Origin of the sequence: Stieleria sp. JC731, from assembly GCF_020966635.1 — a bacterium.
Taxonomy (GTDB): Bacteria; Planctomycetota; Planctomycetia; order Pirellulales; family Pirellulaceae; genus Stieleria.
Genome location: NZ_JAJKFQ010000011.1, coordinates 538,842 through 560,227, shown reverse-complemented (window position 1 = coordinate 560,227; position 21,386 = coordinate 538,842). Strand labels below are relative to the sequence as shown.

The 21,386-nt window shown below is 53.6% G+C and carries 17 protein-coding genes; 7 read left to right on the top strand and 10 right to left on the bottom strand.

Going from position 1 to position 21,386, the window contains the following annotated elements; genetic code table 11:
- Positions 1–55 precede the first annotated feature (55 nt).
- From LOC67_RS19025 to LOC67_RS19010, 4 genes are all read right to left on the bottom strand, one after another.
- Entirely contained in the window at positions 56–865 is an 810-nt protein-coding gene (locus LOC67_RS19025; RefSeq protein WP_230264298.1) for a segregation and condensation protein A, read from the bottom strand.
- 139 nt (positions 866–1,004) lie between these two features.
- A complete protein-coding gene (mqnC, locus tag LOC67_RS19020) occupies positions 1,005–2,138 on the bottom strand; it encodes a cyclic dehypoxanthinyl futalosine synthase (RefSeq protein ID WP_230264297.1) in 1,134 nt (377 codons plus the stop codon).
- Positions 2,139–2,146: 8 nt separating this feature from the next.
- Complete coding sequence (locus LOC67_RS19015) at positions 2,147–3,034, bottom strand: menaquinone biosynthetic enzyme MqnA/MqnD family protein (protein WP_230264296.1); 888 nt, start codon at positions 3,032–3,034, stop codon at positions 2,147–2,149.
- 216 nt (positions 3,035–3,250) lie between these two features.
- The gene (locus LOC67_RS19010; protein WP_230264295.1) at positions 3,251–3,934 is read right to left on the bottom strand and encodes an RluA family pseudouridine synthase; all 684 of its coding nucleotides are present in this window, start codon (positions 3,932–3,934) and stop codon (positions 3,251–3,253) included.
- A gap of 804 nt (positions 3,935–4,738) precedes the next feature.
- Between LOC67_RS19010 and LOC67_RS19005 the strand changes: the two genes are divergently transcribed.
- The 4 genes from LOC67_RS19005 (at position 4,739) to LOC67_RS18990 (ending at position 8,886) form a co-directional block, all read left to right on the top strand.
- On the top strand, positions 4,739–6,166 hold the full coding sequence (locus tag LOC67_RS19005) for a DUF6513 domain-containing protein (protein ID WP_230264294.1): 1,428 nt from the start codon (positions 4,739–4,741) through the stop codon (positions 6,164–6,166).
- 217 nt (positions 6,167–6,383) lie between these two features.
- Positions 6,384–7,505, top strand: coding sequence for a serine/threonine protein kinase (locus LOC67_RS19000; protein ID WP_230264293.1), 1,122 nt, complete (start codon positions 6,384–6,386; stop codon positions 7,503–7,505).
- Complete coding sequence (locus LOC67_RS18995; RefSeq protein ID WP_230264292.1) at positions 7,502–8,302, top strand: inositol monophosphatase family protein; 801 nt, start codon at positions 7,502–7,504, stop codon at positions 8,300–8,302. Before LOC67_RS19000 ends, LOC67_RS18995 begins: the two co-directional genes overlap by 4 nt.
- Before the next feature lie 5 nt (positions 8,303–8,307).
- Complete coding sequence (locus tag LOC67_RS18990; RefSeq protein WP_230264291.1) at positions 8,308–8,886, top strand: flavin reductase family protein; 579 nt, start codon at positions 8,308–8,310, stop codon at positions 8,884–8,886.
- A gap of 98 nt (positions 8,887–8,984) precedes the next feature.
- Here the strand turns inward: LOC67_RS18990 and LOC67_RS18985 are convergent, their stop codons facing one another.
- The 3 genes from LOC67_RS18985 to LOC67_RS18975 form a co-directional block, all read right to left on the bottom strand.
- On the bottom strand, positions 8,985–9,335 hold the full coding sequence (locus tag LOC67_RS18985; protein ID WP_230264289.1) for a DUF952 domain-containing protein: 351 nt from the start codon (positions 9,333–9,335) through the stop codon (positions 8,985–8,987).
- The gene (locus tag LOC67_RS18980) at positions 9,332–10,846 is read right to left on the bottom strand and encodes a sulfatase (protein ID WP_230264288.1); all 1,515 of its coding nucleotides are present in this window, start codon (positions 10,844–10,846) and stop codon (positions 9,332–9,334) included. Before LOC67_RS18980 ends, LOC67_RS18985 begins: the two co-directional genes overlap by 4 nt.
- 223 nt (positions 10,847–11,069) lie before the next feature.
- Positions 11,070–12,203 carry a site-2 protease family protein gene (locus tag LOC67_RS18975; protein WP_230264286.1) on the bottom strand — a complete coding sequence of 378 codons (1,134 nt, stop codon included), beginning with the start codon at positions 12,201–12,203 and terminating at the stop codon, positions 11,070–11,072.
- A gap of 355 nt (positions 12,204–12,558) precedes the next feature.
- On the opposite strand from LOC67_RS18975, the gene LOC67_RS18970 reads away from it, so the two are divergent.
- Positions 12,559–13,893, top strand: coding sequence for an NAD(P)/FAD-dependent oxidoreductase (locus tag LOC67_RS18970; RefSeq protein WP_230264285.1), 1,335 nt, complete (start codon positions 12,559–12,561; stop codon positions 13,891–13,893).
- Between the two features lie 97 nt (positions 13,894–13,990).
- Here the strand turns inward: LOC67_RS18970 and LOC67_RS18965 are convergent, their stop codons facing one another.
- The 3 genes from LOC67_RS18965 to hemC all read right to left on the bottom strand — a co-directional run bounded on the left by LOC67_RS18965 (position 13,991) and on the right by hemC (position 16,996).
- The gene (locus tag LOC67_RS18965; protein WP_230264284.1) at positions 13,991–14,281 is read right to left on the bottom strand and encodes a hypothetical protein; all 291 of its coding nucleotides are present in this window, start codon (positions 14,279–14,281) and stop codon (positions 13,991–13,993) included.
- A gap of 612 nt (positions 14,282–14,893) precedes the next feature.
- Positions 14,894–15,829 (bottom strand): sugar phosphate isomerase/epimerase family protein, encoded by a 936-nt coding sequence (locus tag LOC67_RS18960; protein WP_230264283.1) that lies wholly within the window; start codon positions 15,827–15,829, stop codon positions 14,894–14,896.
- Between the two features lie 240 nt (positions 15,830–16,069).
- Positions 16,070–16,996 (bottom strand): hydroxymethylbilane synthase, encoded by a 927-nt coding sequence (gene hemC, locus LOC67_RS18955; protein ID WP_230264282.1) that lies wholly within the window; start codon positions 16,994–16,996, stop codon positions 16,070–16,072.
- A gap of 593 nt (positions 16,997–17,589) precedes the next feature.
- Between hemC and LOC67_RS18950 the strand changes: the two genes are divergently transcribed.
- On the top strand, positions 17,590–20,316 hold the full coding sequence (locus tag LOC67_RS18950) for a protein kinase domain-containing protein (protein ID WP_230264281.1): 2,727 nt from the start codon (positions 17,590–17,592) through the stop codon (positions 20,314–20,316).
- Positions 20,286–21,344 (top strand): hypothetical protein, encoded by a 1,059-nt coding sequence (locus tag LOC67_RS18945; protein ID WP_230264280.1) that lies wholly within the window; start codon positions 20,286–20,288, stop codon positions 21,342–21,344. The genes LOC67_RS18950 and LOC67_RS18945 overlap by 31 nt, the downstream gene beginning before the upstream one ends.
- Positions 21,345–21,386 lie beyond the last annotated feature (42 nt).

The following is a 21,386-nucleotide window of genomic DNA, read 5'->3' as shown; positions in this document are numbered from 1 at the left end:
TCGAGTTTAAAGGAAACTCAGCGAAAGTATTGATGACTTAGTCGCTGATGACAACTTAGCGAGGCTGGTTGGGCAAATTGGTTGCCACTTTACCGTTGCTGCCGTAGTTATCGACCTCGTTGACCGAAAGCTCCGATGAATAATGCTCGGTTTTGACAATCACAATGTCGCCACCTTCGTCCTCTTCGACAGCTGCCCCGTGGTGACGGGTCAATTCTAGCGTTGCTAAAAACCATCCGATCACGGCGGACTTGTGCAACCCGGTATCCAAAAGGTCCATCAATGGGACACGTGACACGTGGGAAAGCTGCACGTGGATTCGCTTCATGTAAACGTGGATCGGCGTATCGTCGTAGATCACCTCTGTAGGCGGAGGCCCAGACGCCTCACGCATGATCCGCCCGAAAGCACTGACCAAGTCCCAAATTTCGAGGTCGGCAATCGGCTGGTCTCCGGGATCGATACGACGTTTGGGAAGATCGTCTGACAACCGAGGATACCGCATCTGCCAGCGGCCGGCCATTTCATCCAGAACCGACGCCGCGTCACGGATTTCCTTGTATTGCAACAGTCGTTCGACTAGTTCCGTTTGCGGATCGTCCAGTTGCTCGGCCTGTGGCTCATCTTCCTCGATCGTTTTTGGCAACACGGCTTGGCTCTTCAATTCGACCAAGGTGCTTGCCAGATCCAAGAAGTCCCCGATATCGGTCAGGTCCAATTCCTGAAGCAACTCAAGATACTCGCCGTATTGATTGATGACTTTGGCGAGTGAAAGTTCATGCAAACTGACCTCCTGCCGCCGAGCCAAGTAGAGCAACAGGTCCATCGGCCCGTTGTAGGTCGCTAATTGAACTCGAAAGGTCATGCGTTGTGATCCGCAGGCGCGTTGACTGGCATTTGCCAACCGAAGACGTGGTCGCAATGCGAATGCCCAACAACGTCCGGATCAGCAATCTGAGAAGCCATTATATCCTGCAGCTGCGAATCCGTCTTGCCTGCACATGCTAGACAGCCAACTGGACGAGATCCTTTGGACCGCTTTGTCCGTTGGCCTCGATCGCCTGACGCTCCAATTCGTCGGAGACCAAATTGTAGAAAACGTCTCGCTGGCGCGGCTGAAACCCAAGTTCTTCGATCGCCTCGCGAATCTGCATTAACGAAAGAAAATGGACTGTTCCGGCTTCCGCAACCACGTTTTCTTCGAGCATCAAGCTTCCCATATCATTGGCACCGTACAGCATGGCCAATTGCCCCATCTTCAAGCCCTGGGTCACCCAGCTGCTTTGGATGTTGGGAATGTTGTCGAGGAACAATCGCGAAACGGCTTGGGTTTTCAGGTACTCGAATGAACCGCTAGCGGGGACATGGCTTAGGTCGGTGTTATCGGGCTGGAATGTCCAGCAAATGAACGCGGTAAAGCCTTTCGTTTCGTCTTGCAGGTCGCGGACTCGCTGTAAATGCTCGACACGTTCGGCGAGCGTTTCGACGTGCCCGAACATCATCGTCGCGGTACTGATTCCGCCAAGTTTGTGCCAAACGCGCATGACGTTCAGCCAATCATCACTCATCACCTTTCCACGAGTCAGCTCGTCGCGAACTCGGTCGACCAAAATTTCCGCGCCACCGCCAGGGATGCTTCCCAAGCCAGCTTCTTTCAGACGCGACAGAACTTCTTCGATGGACAGTTTGTTGACTTTGGTGAAGTGATGAAGTTCCGGTGGACTGAATCCATGAATATTGATCTGCGGAAACGCCGTTTTGATGTCCCGAAGCATCTCCTCGTACCAATCCAGTTTGTACTTGGGATGCAAACCGCCTTGCAGCAAGATCTGGTTCCCACCGACCGCTGCGGTCTCTTCGACTTTTTTGAGCAGTTCTTCACGAGGCAGCACATAGCCTTCATCACTTTTCGGCCCGCGATAGAAGGCGCAAAAGTGGCAAACGGCGGTGCAGATATTGGTGTAATTGATATTCCGATCGACGTTGTACGTCCGATACGGCTCGGGATGCATTCGCCGTGAAACCTTGTCAGCGGCCGCGCCGATTGCAGCCAAGTCATGGCTGTTGAGCAACTGTAGTGCTTCGTCGCCGCTGATCCGCTCACCCGCGACTGCTTTATCCAAAATCTCTGCGATCATCACCAATCTCAGTCGTTAGTCCGAACATGTTGCTGCCCGCTAGCAGGCACGAGCCCCAATTCTTCGCAGCCAAGCCGAAATTTTGACAAACCGGCGCGCTCTTGGGTTCCAAGCGTAAAGTGTAGGTTCTCTGCAAAATACCGATACAGGTCTTCGGTTGTCAGCCCATGCGACGCTGCGTACCGCCGGGCGATCGATTCGGCCGCCTCCAAACCATTGTCGCGACACGATTCCAAAAGCGGAATCAAGTAGTCCACATCGACACCGGGGCGCGCCACCCACATCGCAAACACAAACGGTAATTCGGTGTGGCGGCACCAACGATCACCAAGATCCCAAATCTCTTCATACAAACCGGTCTCTGGGTGCATCGCCCTGTCGCCAATAATCAACATCGCGTCCGCATCGGCAGTCTCAGGCGGCTGTTCGATGGGCAGCACTTTTGTTTCCGGCCGCAGCCGATACATCTGCCATAGCAAGACGCGAACCAAAGCCGCACTCGTTCGACTACCCTCATCGAGCGCCAAAGTGCGAATTTTATCAACGGGCACCCGACTGACCAATCGGACGCTCCAAACCGGACCGCGACAAGCAATCGCCGCATCCGAAATCACTCGGTAGCTACCAGTCGAACCGGCATTCGATTTAGATGCCGACACACCGTTTGCAGCGGAAGCACCTGTGTTGGCAGCCGGATCACTCGGACGGTGCGAAGCCAGCCCACGGAAGTACTCGACCGATGGGATCAAAGCGACATCCAATTCGCCTCGATCCAATTGCTCCGCAAGTCGACTGGGTAGATTCAAGACAAGTGAATCACCATCGCGTAGCGATTCACGCAAACCATAAATCAATGGCTTGGTGTTTAAGTACGAGACGGCACCGATACGAGTCATTTTAGAACGCCTAACTGGTGAAATGCGACCACCCAGAGTGTGCCCCACATCTGTCTTTCAGTCTAGATACCGCAGATCGGCGGTCCCAAGTAACCCGCTGTTCGACGCTGCTGCGAGGAACACAAAAGTTTTCATCCGCCAGAGAGATTGCCGGACCGGACGAGCCGTCACATGGCGTCCATTTTTCCGCTTCGACGGGAATCAATTCGATGGCGTCTAAAATGGGCAGGGTGCAAACACGCTGATGCGTTTGCCGCTCACCGGATGATGAAAGTCCAACTGACAGGCGTGAAGCAAGATTCGCCTATGGCTTTCATTCCCGGAGCTAGAAACCGCATCAACGGGATGTTCCGCACCATACAAGTCGTCGCCGACGATCGGAAATCCGCGAGAAGACGTTTGCACACGCAGCTGGTGCATCCGGCCGGTGTGCGGTTTGAGCAACAGTCTGGTTTGATTGTTGTCACGGTCGATCTCGATCGTTGACACATTTGTCGTTGCACGTTTTGCCCCTTCGGTTTCAGCCGAAACGACTTCGGTTTGTGGCTTACCTTGAAGCTTACAAAGGTAGTCCTCCCAACACTCATCGACATCAGCCGTCCCTTCAACAATCGCGATGTACTGCTTGCTGGTTTTGCGAGTTGCAAACTGTCCTGACAACAGTCGCGCAGCCCGTTTGCTTAACGCGACCAACAATACTCCGCTCACCGCGCGATCCAAACGGTGTGGGAAAGCCAAGTAGTCCTCCTCACGACCGAGTTGACTGGTCAATCGTGTCTCAACACTGTCGATACCGGCCGGTGCCTGAGTTGCGATTCCGCTTGGTTTATTAACGGCGATCGCGATGTCACACTGCCAAACGATTTCAATTGGCGAATCTAATCCAGACGAATCGTTCATGGCGAATCACAACAGGAAGGGAAAACTTTGTTCACACCCCAGCTTTGTTCACACACTCTGCGAAGACGGGTTGCGATCAACGCGTGCGTGGCCTTTGTCTTGAATTCGTTCATTCGGCAGACAAATAGTCGGCCAGTTTGATCCAGCCATGAAACGCAAGACAACGCGTTGTTAGGCGATCGTGTAGAAGTAACGATCCGACATGTGAGCGCATAAAAAAACGAGAGATCCCGGCCACGTCGAAGTTAACTCGCTCGTATCCAACAAGCTCATTAAAATCGATCACGAATCTCTCGCTAATTGAAGTTGTACGGACTGGCTCGCAAACGTCAATAGCATGTCAAGCGGTGGTTCTAAAAAACTTGTTCGGCCGCATTGATTGTCACCTTCATCGCATCATCGATACAGCATTCGAAAACGCTACCACCAGCCTTTCAACAGAGCCTGAATTGATCGACTGACGATCGCATTACAAGACGCAACGCGACTACGTACCGTTGATCAATTACGATACACTGATCGGTGACCTGCGAGACTTGCACGCTGCGATACCACACTTCGAGATCACTGTTGCTTGAAGGAAGCCTACTCGTTCAACAAAGCGGACAGCACAGGCATTTAAGAAGGTGGTATTTGCGATACCCTGCATCGCGAAACAGGTTGCGTTGTCGGAGATAAGTTTCATCGCTTCGACGCTCAATTGGCGTCTGCCAATCGTTCAAAGCGAATGATCGAAATCAAAATGAACGCCATGTGCAATTCGCCGCTCCATTACCGATGACGCGTTGCAGAAACTGAACCTGCATGAACTCTGATTACAAAGACCAACACTATCACTTCGTCACCGGCAAATTGGCTGCTCCGGCAGTGCGTGATGTCGTTTCAAAGTTGGCCGCGCGTCATGGATTTCAGTACTCCGTCGGCGTGATGCCCATCACGGTTGCGGCACTGATGACGCCTCGCTGGATTGCCAAGCATCTTTCACGGCCTGCTTTTTCGCTGCCGCCTTCGGTCACACATGTTGTTTTGCCTGGTTACTGCGACCGAGACTTAGACCTTCTTGAGAATCAAATCGGCGCCAAGCTGGTGATCGGCCCCAAAGATTGCCGCGACATCGGAACGCTGTTTGGTCAACTTGCTGAACCGGTCAATCTGGATCGATACGACATCGAAATCATCGCCGAGATCAACCACGTCACTCGCCAGAGCGTTGATTCGGTGGTTCTTCGCGCCGCGCGAATGATCGCCGATGGAGCAGACCGCATCGATATTGGATGCGATCCGTCTTTACCTTCTAGCGAGATCGGAAAATACGTTTCGGCCGTCGTTGAACTCGGGACTAGTGTAAGCATTGACACCTTCAATCCCCAAGAAACTGAACAGGCGATCGCTGCCGGGGCCTCATTGGTCCTAAGTGTCAACTCGAGCAATCGCCAGTTTGCCGAAAATTGGCAAACCGAGGTCGTCGCAATTCCCGATACGCCGGACGACTTGGACAGTTTAGATGACACAATTGAGTATCTCGCGAGAAGAAATGTTCCGATGCGATTGGATCCGATTTTGGAACCGATCGGCGCCGGTCTTGCAAACAGCCTTGTGAGATATTGGGAAGTTCGTCGACGCTATCCGGAGCTGCCAATGATGATGGGTATTGGCAACTTGACGGAGCTTTCCGATGTTGATTCCGCTGGCGTGAATCTGCTGCTAATGGGCATCTGCCAGGAACTGGGAATCGAAAGCGTTCTAACGACCGAGGTCATCAACTGGGCTCGTAGCAGCGTACGTGAATGCGATGCGGCAAGGCGGCTAGCGTACGCGTCGGTCAGTCGTCAAACGCCACCCAAAAACATGTCGGACGCACTGATCATGTTACGTGATCCGAGGCAAACGCCGTTCTCCCCAGAAATGTTCGATGAATTGGCGTCGTCGATCAAAGACAACAACTATCGACTGTTCGCGCAAGATGAAAACATTCACCTCGTCTCGCGTGACCTGCATCTCTCTGACCGAGACCCGTTTGAAGTGTTCGGTCAACTACTTCAGCAACCGATCTCCGACAATGTCGATGCGGGACATGCGTTTTATCTTGGCTACGAGATGGCAAAGGCGGCGATCGCTTTGCAGCTAGGCAAACAGTACGAACAGGACCGTGCGTTGCGGTGGGGCATGCTGACGGAAGAAGAAAAAAGTCATCGTCTAGACCGGACGAATCGACATCGCAAGGGGCAATAATCGTCCTCAGGTCCGCTCTCCCACCTTTCGATCGGGCTTGATTCCCTCCTTACGAGCCTTTTTCAATGCTCGCGACGGTGTACACTGTGACAATAGGGTGCAGCAAACGCTGTGGAACTTTTCCCCTGGTTGGACCGTCCTCCTATCAACGACTCGGTACCCTGCTGATCCACCGAGATTCGGTCTACCACAACAAACATGATGGAACGTCACTTCGATGGAGTCGACAACCCGTTTCGAACCTAACTTGACGATCACCCGAGACGGCCATCCCCGGGCCGCCGGTGACGCGGATCTTGTCCATTGGTACGATCATTTAATCGATCGGCGAAAAATCAGTTGGACCGGTCACCACCACATGATTCGACTGCTCGGACGTGGTGGGCAAGGCGAAGTTTACTTGACGGAATATCGCGGCACGGACGGATTTACCGTCCCGGTCGCGATGAAGATTTTTTCGCCGGAACACTACCAGAGCGCGCGTGCTTACGAAGACGCGATGCGACGCATTGCAACGATCGCTTCCAAAGTCGCCTTGATCCAGCACGACAACCTGCTGGCGGTACAAAACTTTTTTGAACGTCATCGCATCCGCATCATGATGATGGAATGGGTCGATGGATATGACCTTCGCCAACTGCTATCGCCCGACTGCTTAGCACTGCTGAAACGTAATCTTGATAACCGCCGTTTCCGCTACATCAACGATGTCATCATCACGCAGGGCCACGACTTTTTGCGTTTCAAGGCCGGTGTCGCGGTTGCGATTATGCGTGATTGCTTGGCGGCACTTGCGGCGTTACACCGCGAAGGCATCGTGCATGGCGATGTCAAACCCGCCAACATCATGTTGAAACGAAGCGGTCATGCGAAGTTGATCGATATGGGTTCGGCGATCGAATACAAGAACCCACCCCGGGAACGTGAGTGCACGCCGCTTTACGCCGCACCGGAAGTGCTCGAAAACGAACGAGCGACCCCGCGAAGTGACTTGGCTAGCGTCGGCTATGTTCTGATCGAGTTGCTGAGTGGACGGAACATCTTTGCCGGTAACGAAAACCTACGTGATTTGATCAACGCAAAGATCGAATTGCCTAGTCGCCTACGCGAAGTCCTGCCTAGCGAAGTTTGTCGCAACGAATTGTTGATGCAGTTTCTGCTCGGTCTGATCTCTCCAGACCCGACACGCCGGTTCCCCAACGCCGAAGCGGCCGAGCATGTCGATACCGGAGCCGCAGCTTTTCACCGTCAACTGGTTATCGGCGACATGGCTACCGAGTACAACAATGACATTCGTTTATGGCTAGAAGAACTTCGACGACTTGAAATTGAACCGTGAATCAACAACACCTCGACGTTGCCATCGAAGCCGCCCGGGCCGGGGCTGCAGAACTGTTAAGCCGATGGGGCAGCCGCACCGTTTCTGAAAAAGCTCCCAAAGACTTGGTCACCGATGCGGACCTGGCGTCCCAAAAAGCGATCCGCTCGATATTGATGGACGCTTTCGAAGGCTACGCCTTTGTCGGTGAAGAAGAAGGCGAGAACGATCCACCAGAAGCCGTTCGCCAGGGCTCCCCCGAAGCACCGCCGTGCTGGGTTGTCGATCCGTTAGACGGCACCGTTAACTACGTCCATCGACTGCAGTCATTTGCCGTCTCGATCGGTTTGTACCACAACGGCAAAATGCGCTTAGGTGTGATCCTGGACCCAGTTTCCAACGAGCTTTACTCAGCCGTCGACGGGCAGGGTGCCCATCTTAATGGTGAACCGATTCACGTCAGCGATTGCACCGATCTTTCACAAGCTTTAGTCGCATGCAGCTTTCCAGCCGGTGTCAAAGGCGACTCACCCGAAGTCGTTCGGTTTGTGAAAGTTCTTGAGCGTTGCCGCTCACTGCGTCGCTTGGGGTCATGTGCATTAAATATGTGCTACGTCGCCGCAGGTCGTTTGGATGGGTATTGGGCGACCAATGTCTGCGCGTGGGATTCCGCAGCGGGCACTGTGATCGCGCGTGAAGCGGGCGCACAACTGACGGCCTACGACGGATCGGAACTGGACGACTGGTTACCAAAATTCTGTGTCACTGCGTCAAAGCCGATGCAAGACACAATGGTCGGACTTCTACAAGGGAACTGATCGAAATGGAATTCGACGTTGCGAATCTGTCTGTTCAAGAGATCTACTTGCGGATGGTGCAGATGATCACACCACGCCCAATCGCGTGGGTCTCGACAAAATCGTCCGAAGGCATCCACAACGTCGCTCCATTTTCTTTCTTCAGTGGAATCGGTGCGAACCCTCCAACACTTTGCTTCGCGCCGGCAAACAACCCTGACGGATCGCCCAAAGACACGCTTAAAAACATTCAGCAAACCGGGCAATTCGCAGTCAATATCGTCACCGAAGAAACCGCTCGGCCGATGCACCAATCTGCCGATCCGGTTGCAGCCGAGATTAGTGAATTCGAACTAGTCGGCGTGACTCCGGATGCTTGCGTCAAAATCGATGTTCCACGGGTCAAGGAATCTATCGCGACGATGGAGTGTACTTTGCACTCCGCGATCGGATTGGGGACCGGTCCAGGTGGTGCCAATTTAGTGATCGGGAACGTGGTCTACTTCCACATCAATGATGACTTGGTAGACGAGCGCGTGCTGCAAACAATTGGACGCGTTGGCCGTCGCCACTACAGCAAAGTCGACGATACTTTTCAGCTTTAGCCCTGGCTGAAAGGTCCAGGACGAGGCGTGAGGTCCCCGTTCCAGAACACGATAGGCTTGAACCGTGTATCGGCTTACTGATCTACCTCGCTGGGCAGCTATTCAAGCGACTCTGGTAGTTGATGCAGACCATTGTCATCCAACGGCAGCTCGTAAACCTCTTCGATGACCTCGATGGGCACGTTGCCGTAGACATGTGGAAACTGTTCTCCGTCACGTGACTCTTCCCATCGCAAAGAGTTCGATAATCCATCGGCGCGGACCGCTAACAGAACTAGATCGGCTTGACCGGTAAAGTAACGACCCAGCGTTCCTGCAACCTGAGAGCCAGCAGAGAAATGGATGAAGCCGTCCTCCAGATCTATACCGTGGCCGGACAACACCTTCTTCTCCAAAGCGACTTCCCATGCCGAACGCGGAAGAATCTTGTAGATCAAATTGCCTGTCACTCTGTAGAACTCGTTGTGCTTGTTGACGCTGGCCCCAAGATTTGATTCAAGGCCTGCTGAATTTTAGGATCGTTCAGATATGGATCGTCGGTCCGTTCGCCATATTTGACGAGTTCTTTTGCCAAACGTTCGGCCACGCCTTCAGTTCCGGGGCGACGGTAGTAGTTGAGCAGCTCATCTGGGTCCTGTTCATTATCAAACAGCCATGGTCGGTCACTGATTGACAGTATCAGTTTGTAGCGATCATCAACAGCCGCAACCCAAGCGGCCTTCGTTCCCGCATTTCGAAGGAATGTGATTGTCTCACCTGCCGCGCGTTTGGGATCGGTAAAGCCCGACGAAAGATCACGACCTTCGTCGCCACTTTCACTGGGCAGTTCTAGCAGTCCCATGACAGTGGGTGTGATATCGACTGTTCCAACCGGATGGCGATACACGGTCCCGGCTTTGATCTTTGCCGGTAGCCTCATCAGCAACGGAACACGCGCTGAACCTTCGTATGGGTTGCCTTTGTTCTGCCGATCGTGCTCGTAACATAAGTCTCCGTGATCACTTGTCATCACAATCAAGGTGTTATCGAGCTGGTCCAGTTGATCGAGCTTAGCCAAAAGGCGACCAAAGTTGTCATCGATACATTGCACCATGCCAAAGTACCGAGACATGTCAGGTCCCTTGAACAGCGGATGTTTTGAGCCACCACCCAGCCAACCGGGCGGCTCGATTCCAGTTTCATAGGTCCGTGGCGGCATGAATGGTAGGTCATCAAATCGATGATCGTAGGGTTCGCGAACGGTATTGGGTCCGTGTGGATCAGGATAGCTGATCACCGCGAAAAACGGCGATTCCGATGGCTGACTGATAAAGTCGAGTGCTCGATCGGTTAACCAGTCGGTCGCAAAGGATTGTTCGTCAGCACCATCCACGTTGTAGTTCGGTTGTCCATTTTTACGGGCAGCGACACGTGGCTTGCCATCGAGTATCTCGAACTTCTTCCAATGGCCGCGATTGAACATGAAGTCCTTGTTGTCAAAGCCTCCGTCTATTTTCGGAGCCCACTCTGGTTTCCCCGCACCGCCCAAATGCCATTTGCCGATAAACGAAGTTCGGTATCCAGCTTCGTTCAACCGATCCGCAAGCGTCGGGATACTGCGGTCAAGAATCATGTTGTTCTGCGGCGCACCGGTATTGTGTGGGTAGCGACCGGTGATCATCGCGGCACGCGATGGCGTGCAGACTGGCGCTGTAGCATAGGCCCGGGTCCCAATTAATCCTTCATCGGCAAGGCGATCGAGATTCAGCGTTTCAACGATTGCATTTTTACCCCACATTTCGGCCTGCACTGGAGGCAGTAATTTGCGATAGCAGCCGAGCGTTCGGAAATTATGCTCATCGGTAATGATCAACAGCACATTTGGATGCGAGTCATCAGCCACGGTGAACGAGCAAGGTTTTCCGATAACCGCAAGCAAGACCGCAATGAAGACGATCACAGATGGAGTTCGACCAAACATCGTTCGCAACTCGTTTGTGGAGAGACCAGCGACTGCAGATTGACACATTCGGTATGTGTCATTGCCTGCAGTGTAGCCTCATCAGCAAACTCAATGCGTAACGCCTGCGAAAGAAATCACTGACCGGAATAATTTCGCGGGTTCTAAGTTCGGAGCGGCAGGTGTGCTACTCCGATCGAAACTTGCGATACCGGAATCAACCCAGCCGTCACGTTGGCTCGAACTAATGCACCATCGACTCGCGACGGAATGCTACTGGTGGGACGAACTCCGGATCAGTTTCGCGAAAGATCAGCAGCTCCGCGATGTTTTCGCGAGTTAACAATCCGACCAACCGACCACCGTTGATTACCAGCAAGGCGGGAACTTCGGCATCCTGCAATCGTACCATAGCGGAGCGCAATGAGTCCGATGGTGCCATCGAAACTTCATCGAGTGGGTGCATCATGGTGTGAACTCGGGCATGCTGCATTCCTCGCTGCAATCCGTTGACAATGTCATTGCGATAGATCAGCCCGACCGGATCACCATGCTCGTCTAGAACGGGGAAGTCTTGTTGTGAACCGTCCAATAACAGGTCTCGCAAATGCTGAAGATGGTCATCACCTTGAGCAGTCTGCATGTGCGCGATCATTGCGGCGCGAACTGGTAGATCGCTAACCAATGTTGTCGAACGAACATGCTGTGCCTCAGCACGAGCCCCGAAGAATACAAAAACAGCAATCAAGATCAGAAACGGATTTCCGAACAGGCCCATAAACCCAAGTCCGAACGAAAGTACTTGCCCAACGGTTGCGGCAATATCCGTCGCACGGATTCGATTCAACTTCATCGCTAGCAGTGCGCGTAGCATGCGACCGCCGTCCATCGGGAAAGCGGGAATCAAGTTGAACAGCACAAGCATGACGTTGATCGACATCAGGCTTTGCAGAAATGGAATCGCACCTCCGGTTCCGGCCAACATCGACTCCGGAACCATCGGACTTCCTAAGAATGCGAGCACACCTGCGAGAAATGTCGCGATGACAACGTTGACCGCTGGGCCAGCGATTGCCACCACAAGCTCCTCACGTGGACGCTCGGGGATCTCACGCAATCGCGCGACCCCGCCAATGGGCAGTAGGGTGATATCGTGAGTGGGGATCCCATAACGTCGGGCTGCGAGCGCATGCCCGTATTCGTGGGCCAAGACGCACGCGAACACACAAATGACGAGTGTCACGTTAACGATCGCAGCGGCAAATGTAGCCCCACCCCAGATTGCGGATCCACCAACCCATGCGAGTAACAGCATGAACGTCCAGTGGACGTAAACGTCGATATCAGCGAACTTCCCAAGCCGGTATGAACCATTCATCGGACTAAACCTTCATCACATTTGTCAGTCGGAAAACTTGCTCCACACATCAGCAGATGATGTGCCGAACGGACCGAATCATTCGCAGATTCGTGAATCACCTAGAAAACTTGGACGAAAACCAGCCAGGCTGCCTCTTTGGACAGCGAAACCCGCGGTGGACATGCAAAGCACCAAATTGCCTTTTGTAAAGTCGCTGAGAAACCTTCTCGTTTGCCTACGCCGGTCATGGGCGAATCGGCAAGTAGGGTCAATAATGGGACTTTGTATTGGTAAACGCCCGTTTCGATTAAACGAAATCACGTTGCTTGCTCGCACCCTTTTTGCCTGATATTCCGGAGATGGTCCCGGCCCGATGAACACTCAACTGGAACAAAAATCCACTCCACACGTCGTGATTATTGGTGGTGGTTTTGCGGGGCTTGCCGCGGCACAACAACTCAAGCGGGCGCCGGTTGACGTGACACTGGTCGATCGGCGCAACTTTCATTTGTTCCAGCCGCTGCTTTATCAGGTTGCAACGGGGGAATTGTCTCCAGCCAATATCGCCAGCCCCCTGCGTGCAATTCTTGAAAAACACGACAACGTCGAAGTGTTGTTGGACGAAGTCGAAGAATTTGATTTGGAAAGCCGACGTGTCCAACTGAGCCATTCGGAGCTTCACTTTGACTATCTGGTCGTCGCGACAGGGTCGACCCACCATTATTTTGGAAACGACCACTGGTCTGAATTTGCGCCGGGCTTGAAGACAGTCGAGGACGCGACTGAAATCCGCGCCAAGATTCTGGAAGCTTTCGAAGCGGCCGAGTTGGAAGACGATCCGAATGTCATCGATGAACTGCTTACCTTTGTCATTGTTGGTGGCGGACCGACCGGATGTGAACTTGCCGGTGCGTTGGCAGAGGTCGCGTATCGGACGCTGAAGCATGAGTTTCGCAAAATCGATCCGACCCAAGCAAAGGTCATCCTGGTCGAACCCTCCGACGCACCGCTTCACTTTTTCCCGAGCCCTTTGCCACAGAAAGCAACCCGTGCGTTGAAAGCACTGGGCGTCAAAGTCATGACTGGCTTTCATGTAACTGATGTTCAACGTCATAGCGTCTTGCTTACGTCACGTGATGGTGATTCGAAGGAAACCATTGGCACACGGAATATCATTTGGGCAGCCGGAGTAAAGGCTTCACCACTGGGAGTTCAATTGTGCCAACAAGCCGGATTGACGGCTGCTCGTGGCGGACGAGTTCCGGTGACATCGGATTGCAGTTTGGAATCGAATGATCACATTTTTGTTTGCGGTGATCTGGCTTCGTTCAACGACGCTAAGAAGGGAGAACTTCCTGGCTTGGCTCCGGTCGCTAGTCAAATGGGCCATCATGCGGCGAAGTGCATCCGTGCCGATTTAGCGAAACAACCCCGCAAAACGTTCCGGTACTTTGACAAAGGCAGCTTGGCTGTCATCGGAAGGCTGCATGCTGTTGGAAGTATTGGCAAATTCAAATTGCATGGCTTTGTCGCATGGGCGATTTGGCTGCTGATCCACCTGATGTACATCACCCGGTTTCGCAACCGAATTTTGGTATTGGTCCAGTGGGGGTGGGCATTCTTTAACCGCGATCGATCGGCACGACTTATTACGGGGCGCAACCGAATGAGAGGCGCCGCAACGCGTGAGAAAACTCATTCGGCATGATGTTGTGGTTGAGCGATTGTGATGCCGCTGCGAATCGTTGCTGCACGCTGTCGTCTGCACTATGACTTCCTTGTTTGAAACGCTGATCAAGCACGCATCAGACCGCGCAAACTTCCATCCCAGCGCCCACCATCGGTGCGGCGACCGGCATCATTGGAACTGGCATGATCACCTCGGCAGCCGGGATCAAACGCAGGTTCGAGCACCGTGATAGATAGAATTGCCGTGGCTCTTCACGGCACAGGCACAACGCCAGGACTCGGTCACTGCCCACAAATCGAATTGGGCTGACGATCCGTCGTGTGAGATTGCCTTTGGCGTCCGCGTATTCCATTTCTACAACGAACGTTTCCGAGTCGATCATGGCTCGACGCAAAATATCTTTCATCGCTTTCTCCGTCAGTTAAGTCGCATTGTTCTGGGTGGTAGCGAGAGGAGTAAGTTGTGCGGTGAGTTCCTCGTCGCTTGCAGGAGTAATATCGCGACACCGGGGACACATTCGGTCACAGGATGTTGGCGGGCCGCTTTGAATCGGCGAGAAGGGCGTTTCGAAGCCGGATTTCGAGCGAAAAGAACGTTGGAAACCCGCTGAAATCGCGTGGTTGTTCGCTGTAACGTTCCAAACCAACTGTCTAGTCAGAAACGCCGCGATCGTGCGAACAGGCACATGAGGGGAAGAGCCCCAAATCTGGAAGTGATCGGCGCATAAAAAAAGGCGAGGCCAGCTCCGAAGAACCGACCACGCCTCGCACGGGGGGACGCTTAATATCTTGTTGTCACGATCTCGCTGGGTCGCGTCCCTCGCACAACAAGAAACTAGTCCGATTCCGTCCCTGACGAAGCGTCTACTTGATTAATTGACTCGGAATTCGATTCGACTGGTACGAAACAATTCCGGCTGTATCGGTTGAATCGCTTGGACTGCGACACCTGCGTAATCTGTACCGCCTCAGCTGACGAGTTGCCTGCCGACCGCGGCGGCGACCGTGCTGCTACTCGCCTACAACAAGGCTTCTCGGAGTTGCTGATGAGCTTGCGGAATGTTCTCGTATGGATCTTCATCCTCGTATTCCAAAATCACAAACCCTTGGTATCCGGCGTCCTTGAGTAGCCTGCCCACACGAGGGATGTCCGCCGGATATTTGGTGCGATCAGGTTTTCGCATGCTGACCTTGACCTGAACATTGACCGCGTAGGGGACACACTTTTCCAGATCACCGTAAGGATCATCGGTGAAGAAATTGCCGGTATCCAAATTGATTCCGACCCACGGATGATCGACCGCATTGATCAAGGCGATCAATTGATCCGATCGTAGGTTTCCGTGGTTTTCAATGCCCAGGAAGACACCTTTTTGGGCAGCGTGTTCAGCACACTTCTTCATCGCCGCAACAGCATCGTCGAAACGCTCGGGATGATCGTCCAACTCCTTTCCCGTCCCGGCAAAGAATCGAATGTGTGGTGCGCCAAGCGTTGCGGCTCGATCAATCCATTCGATTGCGGTCTCGATTTCCTGATCCAGTTTGTCGCCGGCTCCCCTGGTGAAATTGTTTCCGATCGCGGTCCCTGAGATCGTCACACCTTTCAGAAACGCTTGTCTTTTAAGTTCCAGATAATACGCGTCGTTGGCGTCCGGCTTGAAAAAATAGCTTGTGAGCTCTGCCGCATCGAAACCTTGCGCGACGCAGTAATCCAAGAATCCAACCATATCGATGGCCTTGGCGGGATCGACTGGCTTCTTTGCTTTCCCCTTCATAAAAGAAAAGTAGTCGCGTAAAGAATAGGCGGCCAATCCGACTTTGAATCTCGGATCGCCCTTGCGAGCGAACGCCTCTGTTGCGAGCGTAGGAGCTTGGGAAGACAAGCACCCGGCACCGGCAATCAAACCGGCTGTAGACAAAAACTGACGACGAGAAGCATGGTGGGCGTTCGGCATTGCAGATTAAATGAAGCGGCAGGCTGATGGGGAAAGTAAGAAACGAACGGCAATGCCATTCGAATCGCTGCTTCATTTAAACCGTCTACATCCACCGGGTGTATCAAAAAATGAACAAGAGCGAACTTTTGGACGAAGTTCGCCATGTGAGACTTTCGATGCGAACCTGCCTGCCGAACCACGATTGCGTCGATGTGGTTGGCCACCCGTTGGCACCGACCGAAACAGGAAGAATCGTTCTCAGCGTCCGGCTTCGATCAACTCGCGGGCGCCTTGATCAATCAGCGTCGCACTGGCTCGCTTGCCAAGTTCGATCGCCGTCGAGCGCCAAGAATCATCATCGGTCTTGATGGCTTGCTCCGTGGTGTATTCCAAGCAGGTCGTCCCCTCGAGCGACAGCACGCGTGCAGAAAGCCGCAGTATTCCTTGATTGTCAATGACAGCCAATGCGGCGATCGGTGCCAAACACCCACCGTGAAGCTGCGACAGCAGGGTTCGTTCAGCCAGCGTACAGGCGTTGGATTCTGGCAGATTGATTTTCGATACGATTTCCATTGCAGACGAATCATCGCTACGGACTTCGATTGCCAATGCACCCTGGCCAGGTGCAGGTAACATGATTTCGAGCGGCAACTCGACCCTTGGCAGGTCAGACATTTTCAGACGCTCGATCCCTGCTGAAGCAAGAACGATCGCGTCGTATTCCCCATCTGTCATTTTCTTTAAACGCGTTTGCACGTTGCCGCGTATTGGCTGGACATCCAGATCGGGTCGTTCGCGAAGCAACTGCGCCGCACGCCGTCGGCTCCCGGTTCCAACCTTTGCCCCCTTGGGCAGTTGATCCAACGAGTACGCTTGGGGTGAGACCAGCGAATCGGCAACATTCTCGCGTTCGGGCGAAGCGATCATTACCAACGAAGGATGAACTTCGGTTGGCAAGTCCTTCATCGAATGGACCGCGACATCACCCTCATCCTCAAGGAGCGCTTGTTGAATTCGCTTCGTAAAAACCCCAACGGATCGTTTCCCGTCGATTGGGCGCATGTCAACATCACCACTGCTGACCATGGGGACGATTTGTGGCGTCTGGACATATGAAGCGAGCAGCGATTGAACGTGCTCCGCCTGCCACATCGCCAAGGGGCTTTCGCGTGTCGCGATCCGCAAAACGCGTCCATCCGGATGTACGGCTTTCGATGACGATAATGACGATTGGTCCGGCTTTGGCAAAACGTCGGCAGGGGGCTGGAGTTTTAAAACGGTGGTCGCCTTGCCGCTGCGTCACGACACCTAGGCAAAACGTACATTCTGAGACATTTCCAACTTACCTGCCCAGAACCGTCTCTGACAGCAGGCAAGCCCATCCGGAATGGCCTTCGGAATGCCACAATTCGGCGTCCGCGATGGAGTTTCAGATGGAAATCAGCGACGGGGCCAAGCGAATTTCCTCTAACAGACAGAACTAATTAGCGTTCCACCAGCGTTAGAAAGGCAAGTTGTTGAGGACTGGTTTTGTATTTCGGCGTTCTAATTGACGACGCTCGATTTTTTTCCTGTCCTAAAATTTCGCAACATCAAGCGATCCCCACAGCCAGGGTACCTGCAGCCTCGGCCGGGAAAGAAATACAATAGGACGGTGCAGGACCGAGACAACGCGACCGATACCGACAACTTAACTCAGCCAGCTCATTCAGCCCGCTCGTCTTTGTCCCGCGGCCGGACCGACGATCGGCAGACCATCTCCGGACCGGACATTGAACGTGTCATCCGAAAAATCCAAATCCGTTTCGAACGAACCTGCGGACGATAAATCTGCAGGCGATTCGTCTGCGCTTTGGCGTTTGTCTTCCCAAGACGTTCCGGCTGCTCCCATGATCACCGATGGGATCACACAGGAGTTCGACGATGCGGCCGAGTCATCAGCATCGCTTTCTCTGATGGATGGGTCTTCGATCCAGCAAGATTCCAAGCCCAGCAATCGCAAAGAAAAGTTTCGCATCCCGGAAAACCTTCCCGAACAGATCGGCGACTACCGGATCAAAAAGCTGATCGGATCCGGCGGCATGGGGCAGGTTTACCTGGCGGAACACGTTCGGATGCAGCGTCTTGTCGCGTTAAAGATGTTGCGTGGCGACCGTGTCAAAGATGCCGCCTCTGTCGAACGGTTCTATGACGAAGTCCGCGCCGCTTCGCGTGTGATGCACCCCAATGTTGTCACCGCATTCGACGCTGGCGAACACGAAACGATTCACTTTCTGGTGATGGAATACGTCGAAGGCATGACGCTGACACGGTTTGTGTCCAAGAACGGCCCGTTGAATCCTGGACTTGCCGCTTCGATCATCCGACAAGCTGCCCTGGGATTGCTGCATGCCCATCGAAACGGCATCGTGCATCGCGATGTCAAACCAGGAAACTTAATCCGCGCAAACGACGGGACCATCAAGCTTCTGGACCTGGGACTTGCCCAAATCAGCAACGTCCTTTGGTCAGATGATGGTCGTGAATTGGGACGCATCCAAGACCCCAATTCATATCACAAACGCAAAGGTAAACTTGTCGGCACGCTGGCGTACATGTCGCCGGAGCAGTTAGAACAGCCGGACGAAGTCGATCCGCGAAGCGATATCTACTCGCTTGGCGCGGTGATGTTCTTTCTGCTTACTGGCAAACCGCCGTATCAGGGCGAGTACTTGGAACAAGTCTATGGGCACCGCCACGGTGAGGTGCCTGATTTGATGCAATTGCGAGACGACGTCGATCTTGGTTTCGCAAATATCTTGCGTCGAATGATGGCCAAACGATTGAGCGAGCGTTACGGTTCGCTTGACGAAGTCATCGAAGACCTTGGTAGCTATGCCGAAGATTCCCACAGCCCCGCATGGCTTTCGGAATTCGTGCATCGTCAATCGGGATTAGATGCCTCGACACTTTCGGGAAGCTCCACCACGATCGGTTCGGTGCCCGTTTTTGGAATCGATCTCGGTATGACCTATATCGCAACCGCCGAGGCGATTCCCGGAGTCGGAATCCACAACCTATCCGCCGGGGCCGAAGGTCAACCCTTGCTGCGAATGTCCATCGCCAACGGTGATGATCAAGTTCTATACGATGTCGACGCGAACCAGATGCGGATGGCAATGCCAAGGCGAGTGGTTCATTGCTTGCCCATGTACATCGGCAAAGACACCGTCGAGCGTGCGATCGCAGGAAAACAATGTCCGCCAGAAGTATTGATCGCGATGTCCGTTCGACGCGCGATCGCCAATAGCTATCCCGATGACAACTTTCCCAAACTAAGTGCGGTTAGCGTTCCGGCAAGCTATGACCAGTTTCATCGACGCAGCATTAAACAGGCATGTCGTCTTGCCGGTCTTGAATCCGTTCGACTAGTCGATCGAAGCCTCGCTGCGGTACAGTCACTGCTGGCGGCCGCAGATAGCGGCGTCTGCGATGATGACGAAGGCCCCATGGACCTCAACGCCAGCGAAACGATCCTCTTCATCGGGCTTTCCGGACAAGCCACAGAAGTGGCACTGATCGATCGCGATGGCACCCAACTTCGCCAGTTGGCGACCTCAGGGCATTGGCACACCGGAACGTTGACCTGGCAGCATCGCCTAGTCGAACTCGCATCGGAAGCGTTTCGAACATTACATGGCTTTGACCCCCGCCGCAAAACGGTCACCGCATCGCGTTTGCAAATGTCATGCGAACGGGCGTTGAACTCGTTGCTGCTGCTTCCGGATGTTACCGTCAGCGTTGAAATGGACGATCGCCCCTACTCGATCACCGTATCGCGTGAACGTTGGCTAGAACGATGCGCGGACCTGATTCATGGGATCCGGCAAGACATGCATCGGGTTTGTGAAACGACCGGTGTCCACCCCAAGAAAATCGGATCGGCAGTCACACTTGGATCGTTGTTAAAAATTGAAGCTCTGCGCGAGCGGGTATTCAAACGACTTCCCGAGCATATGCCTATTCGCATCACGGACCGCAGTGATGTTGCCCGTGGTGCCGCCGCTTGCCTGGAAGCCGAACTGCCACAGCGATCACAGGTGCTCGTTCCCCCGAAGAGCGTTGCTGGGCAATCGATCGGAATCGTTATTGAGGACGCGCAGCGGCGTCGCAGAATCCTACCGATTATCAAACGTGGCGAGAAACTGCCCGCGCGAACGAACCGCAAGATCTCTATCGCACAAGATCGCGAATCAATGACGCTCTCGGTAGTCGAATCATCGGGCGTCCGAGGTGAATCCTGGCATTCACTGGGACGCTATACCTTCGAAGTTGATCGACAAGAGGAAGGCAAGGCGAAACGCACACGTATGATTTCGTTCGAGCTATCGGTCGATGGATTACTCACGGTTCGTGCGCAAACCCCAGGCACTCCCGAAAGCAAACGTTTGGCGACCATCCCGGAACCGACATTGCCGATCAAAGATGAACCCGAATGGACGCGATGGATGGCGGCGAACGAATGAGCTTCGGTGCCCGCTCGCGTTTGCCTCAATCCACCGCAGGCGATCAAGTCCGTTCGCAACCGGTTGACTCGGCCCGGGTTGTCAAAGCGATCGGCCTCACGTTGGTTCTTGTGATCCTTGCATTGCTTGTGCCGATCCCTTTCCACGGCCGTGCAGCGAGCGCGATTGGTGACTTAGTCCATGCCCCTCTGTTCGGCACTTTGACCCTGGCGTGGCTCTACAGCTGGCAACGCCTACGCCCCTTGGCCCTTAGCGGCATTGATCGCGAATTCCGAAAGTTGCTTTTCCGCTGCTTGATTGCCGGTTCAACATTGGTCGGTTTTGGCATCGCGATGGAATTTGCCCAAAGCGAATTCGGACGAAGTATGTCGCGCCACGACGCCATCGCCAACACGTTGGGAGTCGCCGCGGCAATCGCAATCTATCTCGGTCGCGCTGTTCGACGGATGCTAAAGAGCGCACTTGAAATCAGCTGCTATCTCACCGCATTCGCGTTCTTCATGATGGCCTGGGTCGCACCGGTGCGGATGCTTTCGGATGTTGCCGCGATGCACCTGAACTTTCCTCGATTGTCATCGTTCGAAAGCGATACAGAACTGACCCGCTGGTACTGCAATGGATCGAAGCTACGTCGAAGCAGTCGCTATGTCACCGAAGGTACCTACGGCGGTGAAATCATCTTTTTACCGGGGGACTTTCCGGCGATCACGCAAATCGCGTTTCATCATGATTGGCGTGGGAAATTTGATTTCCAAGTCGACGCCATGTTGCCAGATGATTCACCGGTATCGAATGCGACATTGGTCTTAAAATTTATCGACCATCAATCGCACAACGGCGAATTCGAAAAGATCGTTCAGCTGACTCGCGGAACACGGCAGCAGATCACAGTCACCCAACAAGAATTTGAAGCGATGGCCGAACACGGTTTGGACTTGTCACACATCCAATTCATCGACATCGGAATGGTCAAGCCAACTGTTGCCACCGTGGTGGCGATCGACCACCTGCGTCTCGTTCCGCGTTAACGGAAAACGTGATCCGAACTTGTGGGTCGACCGCGCCTGGTT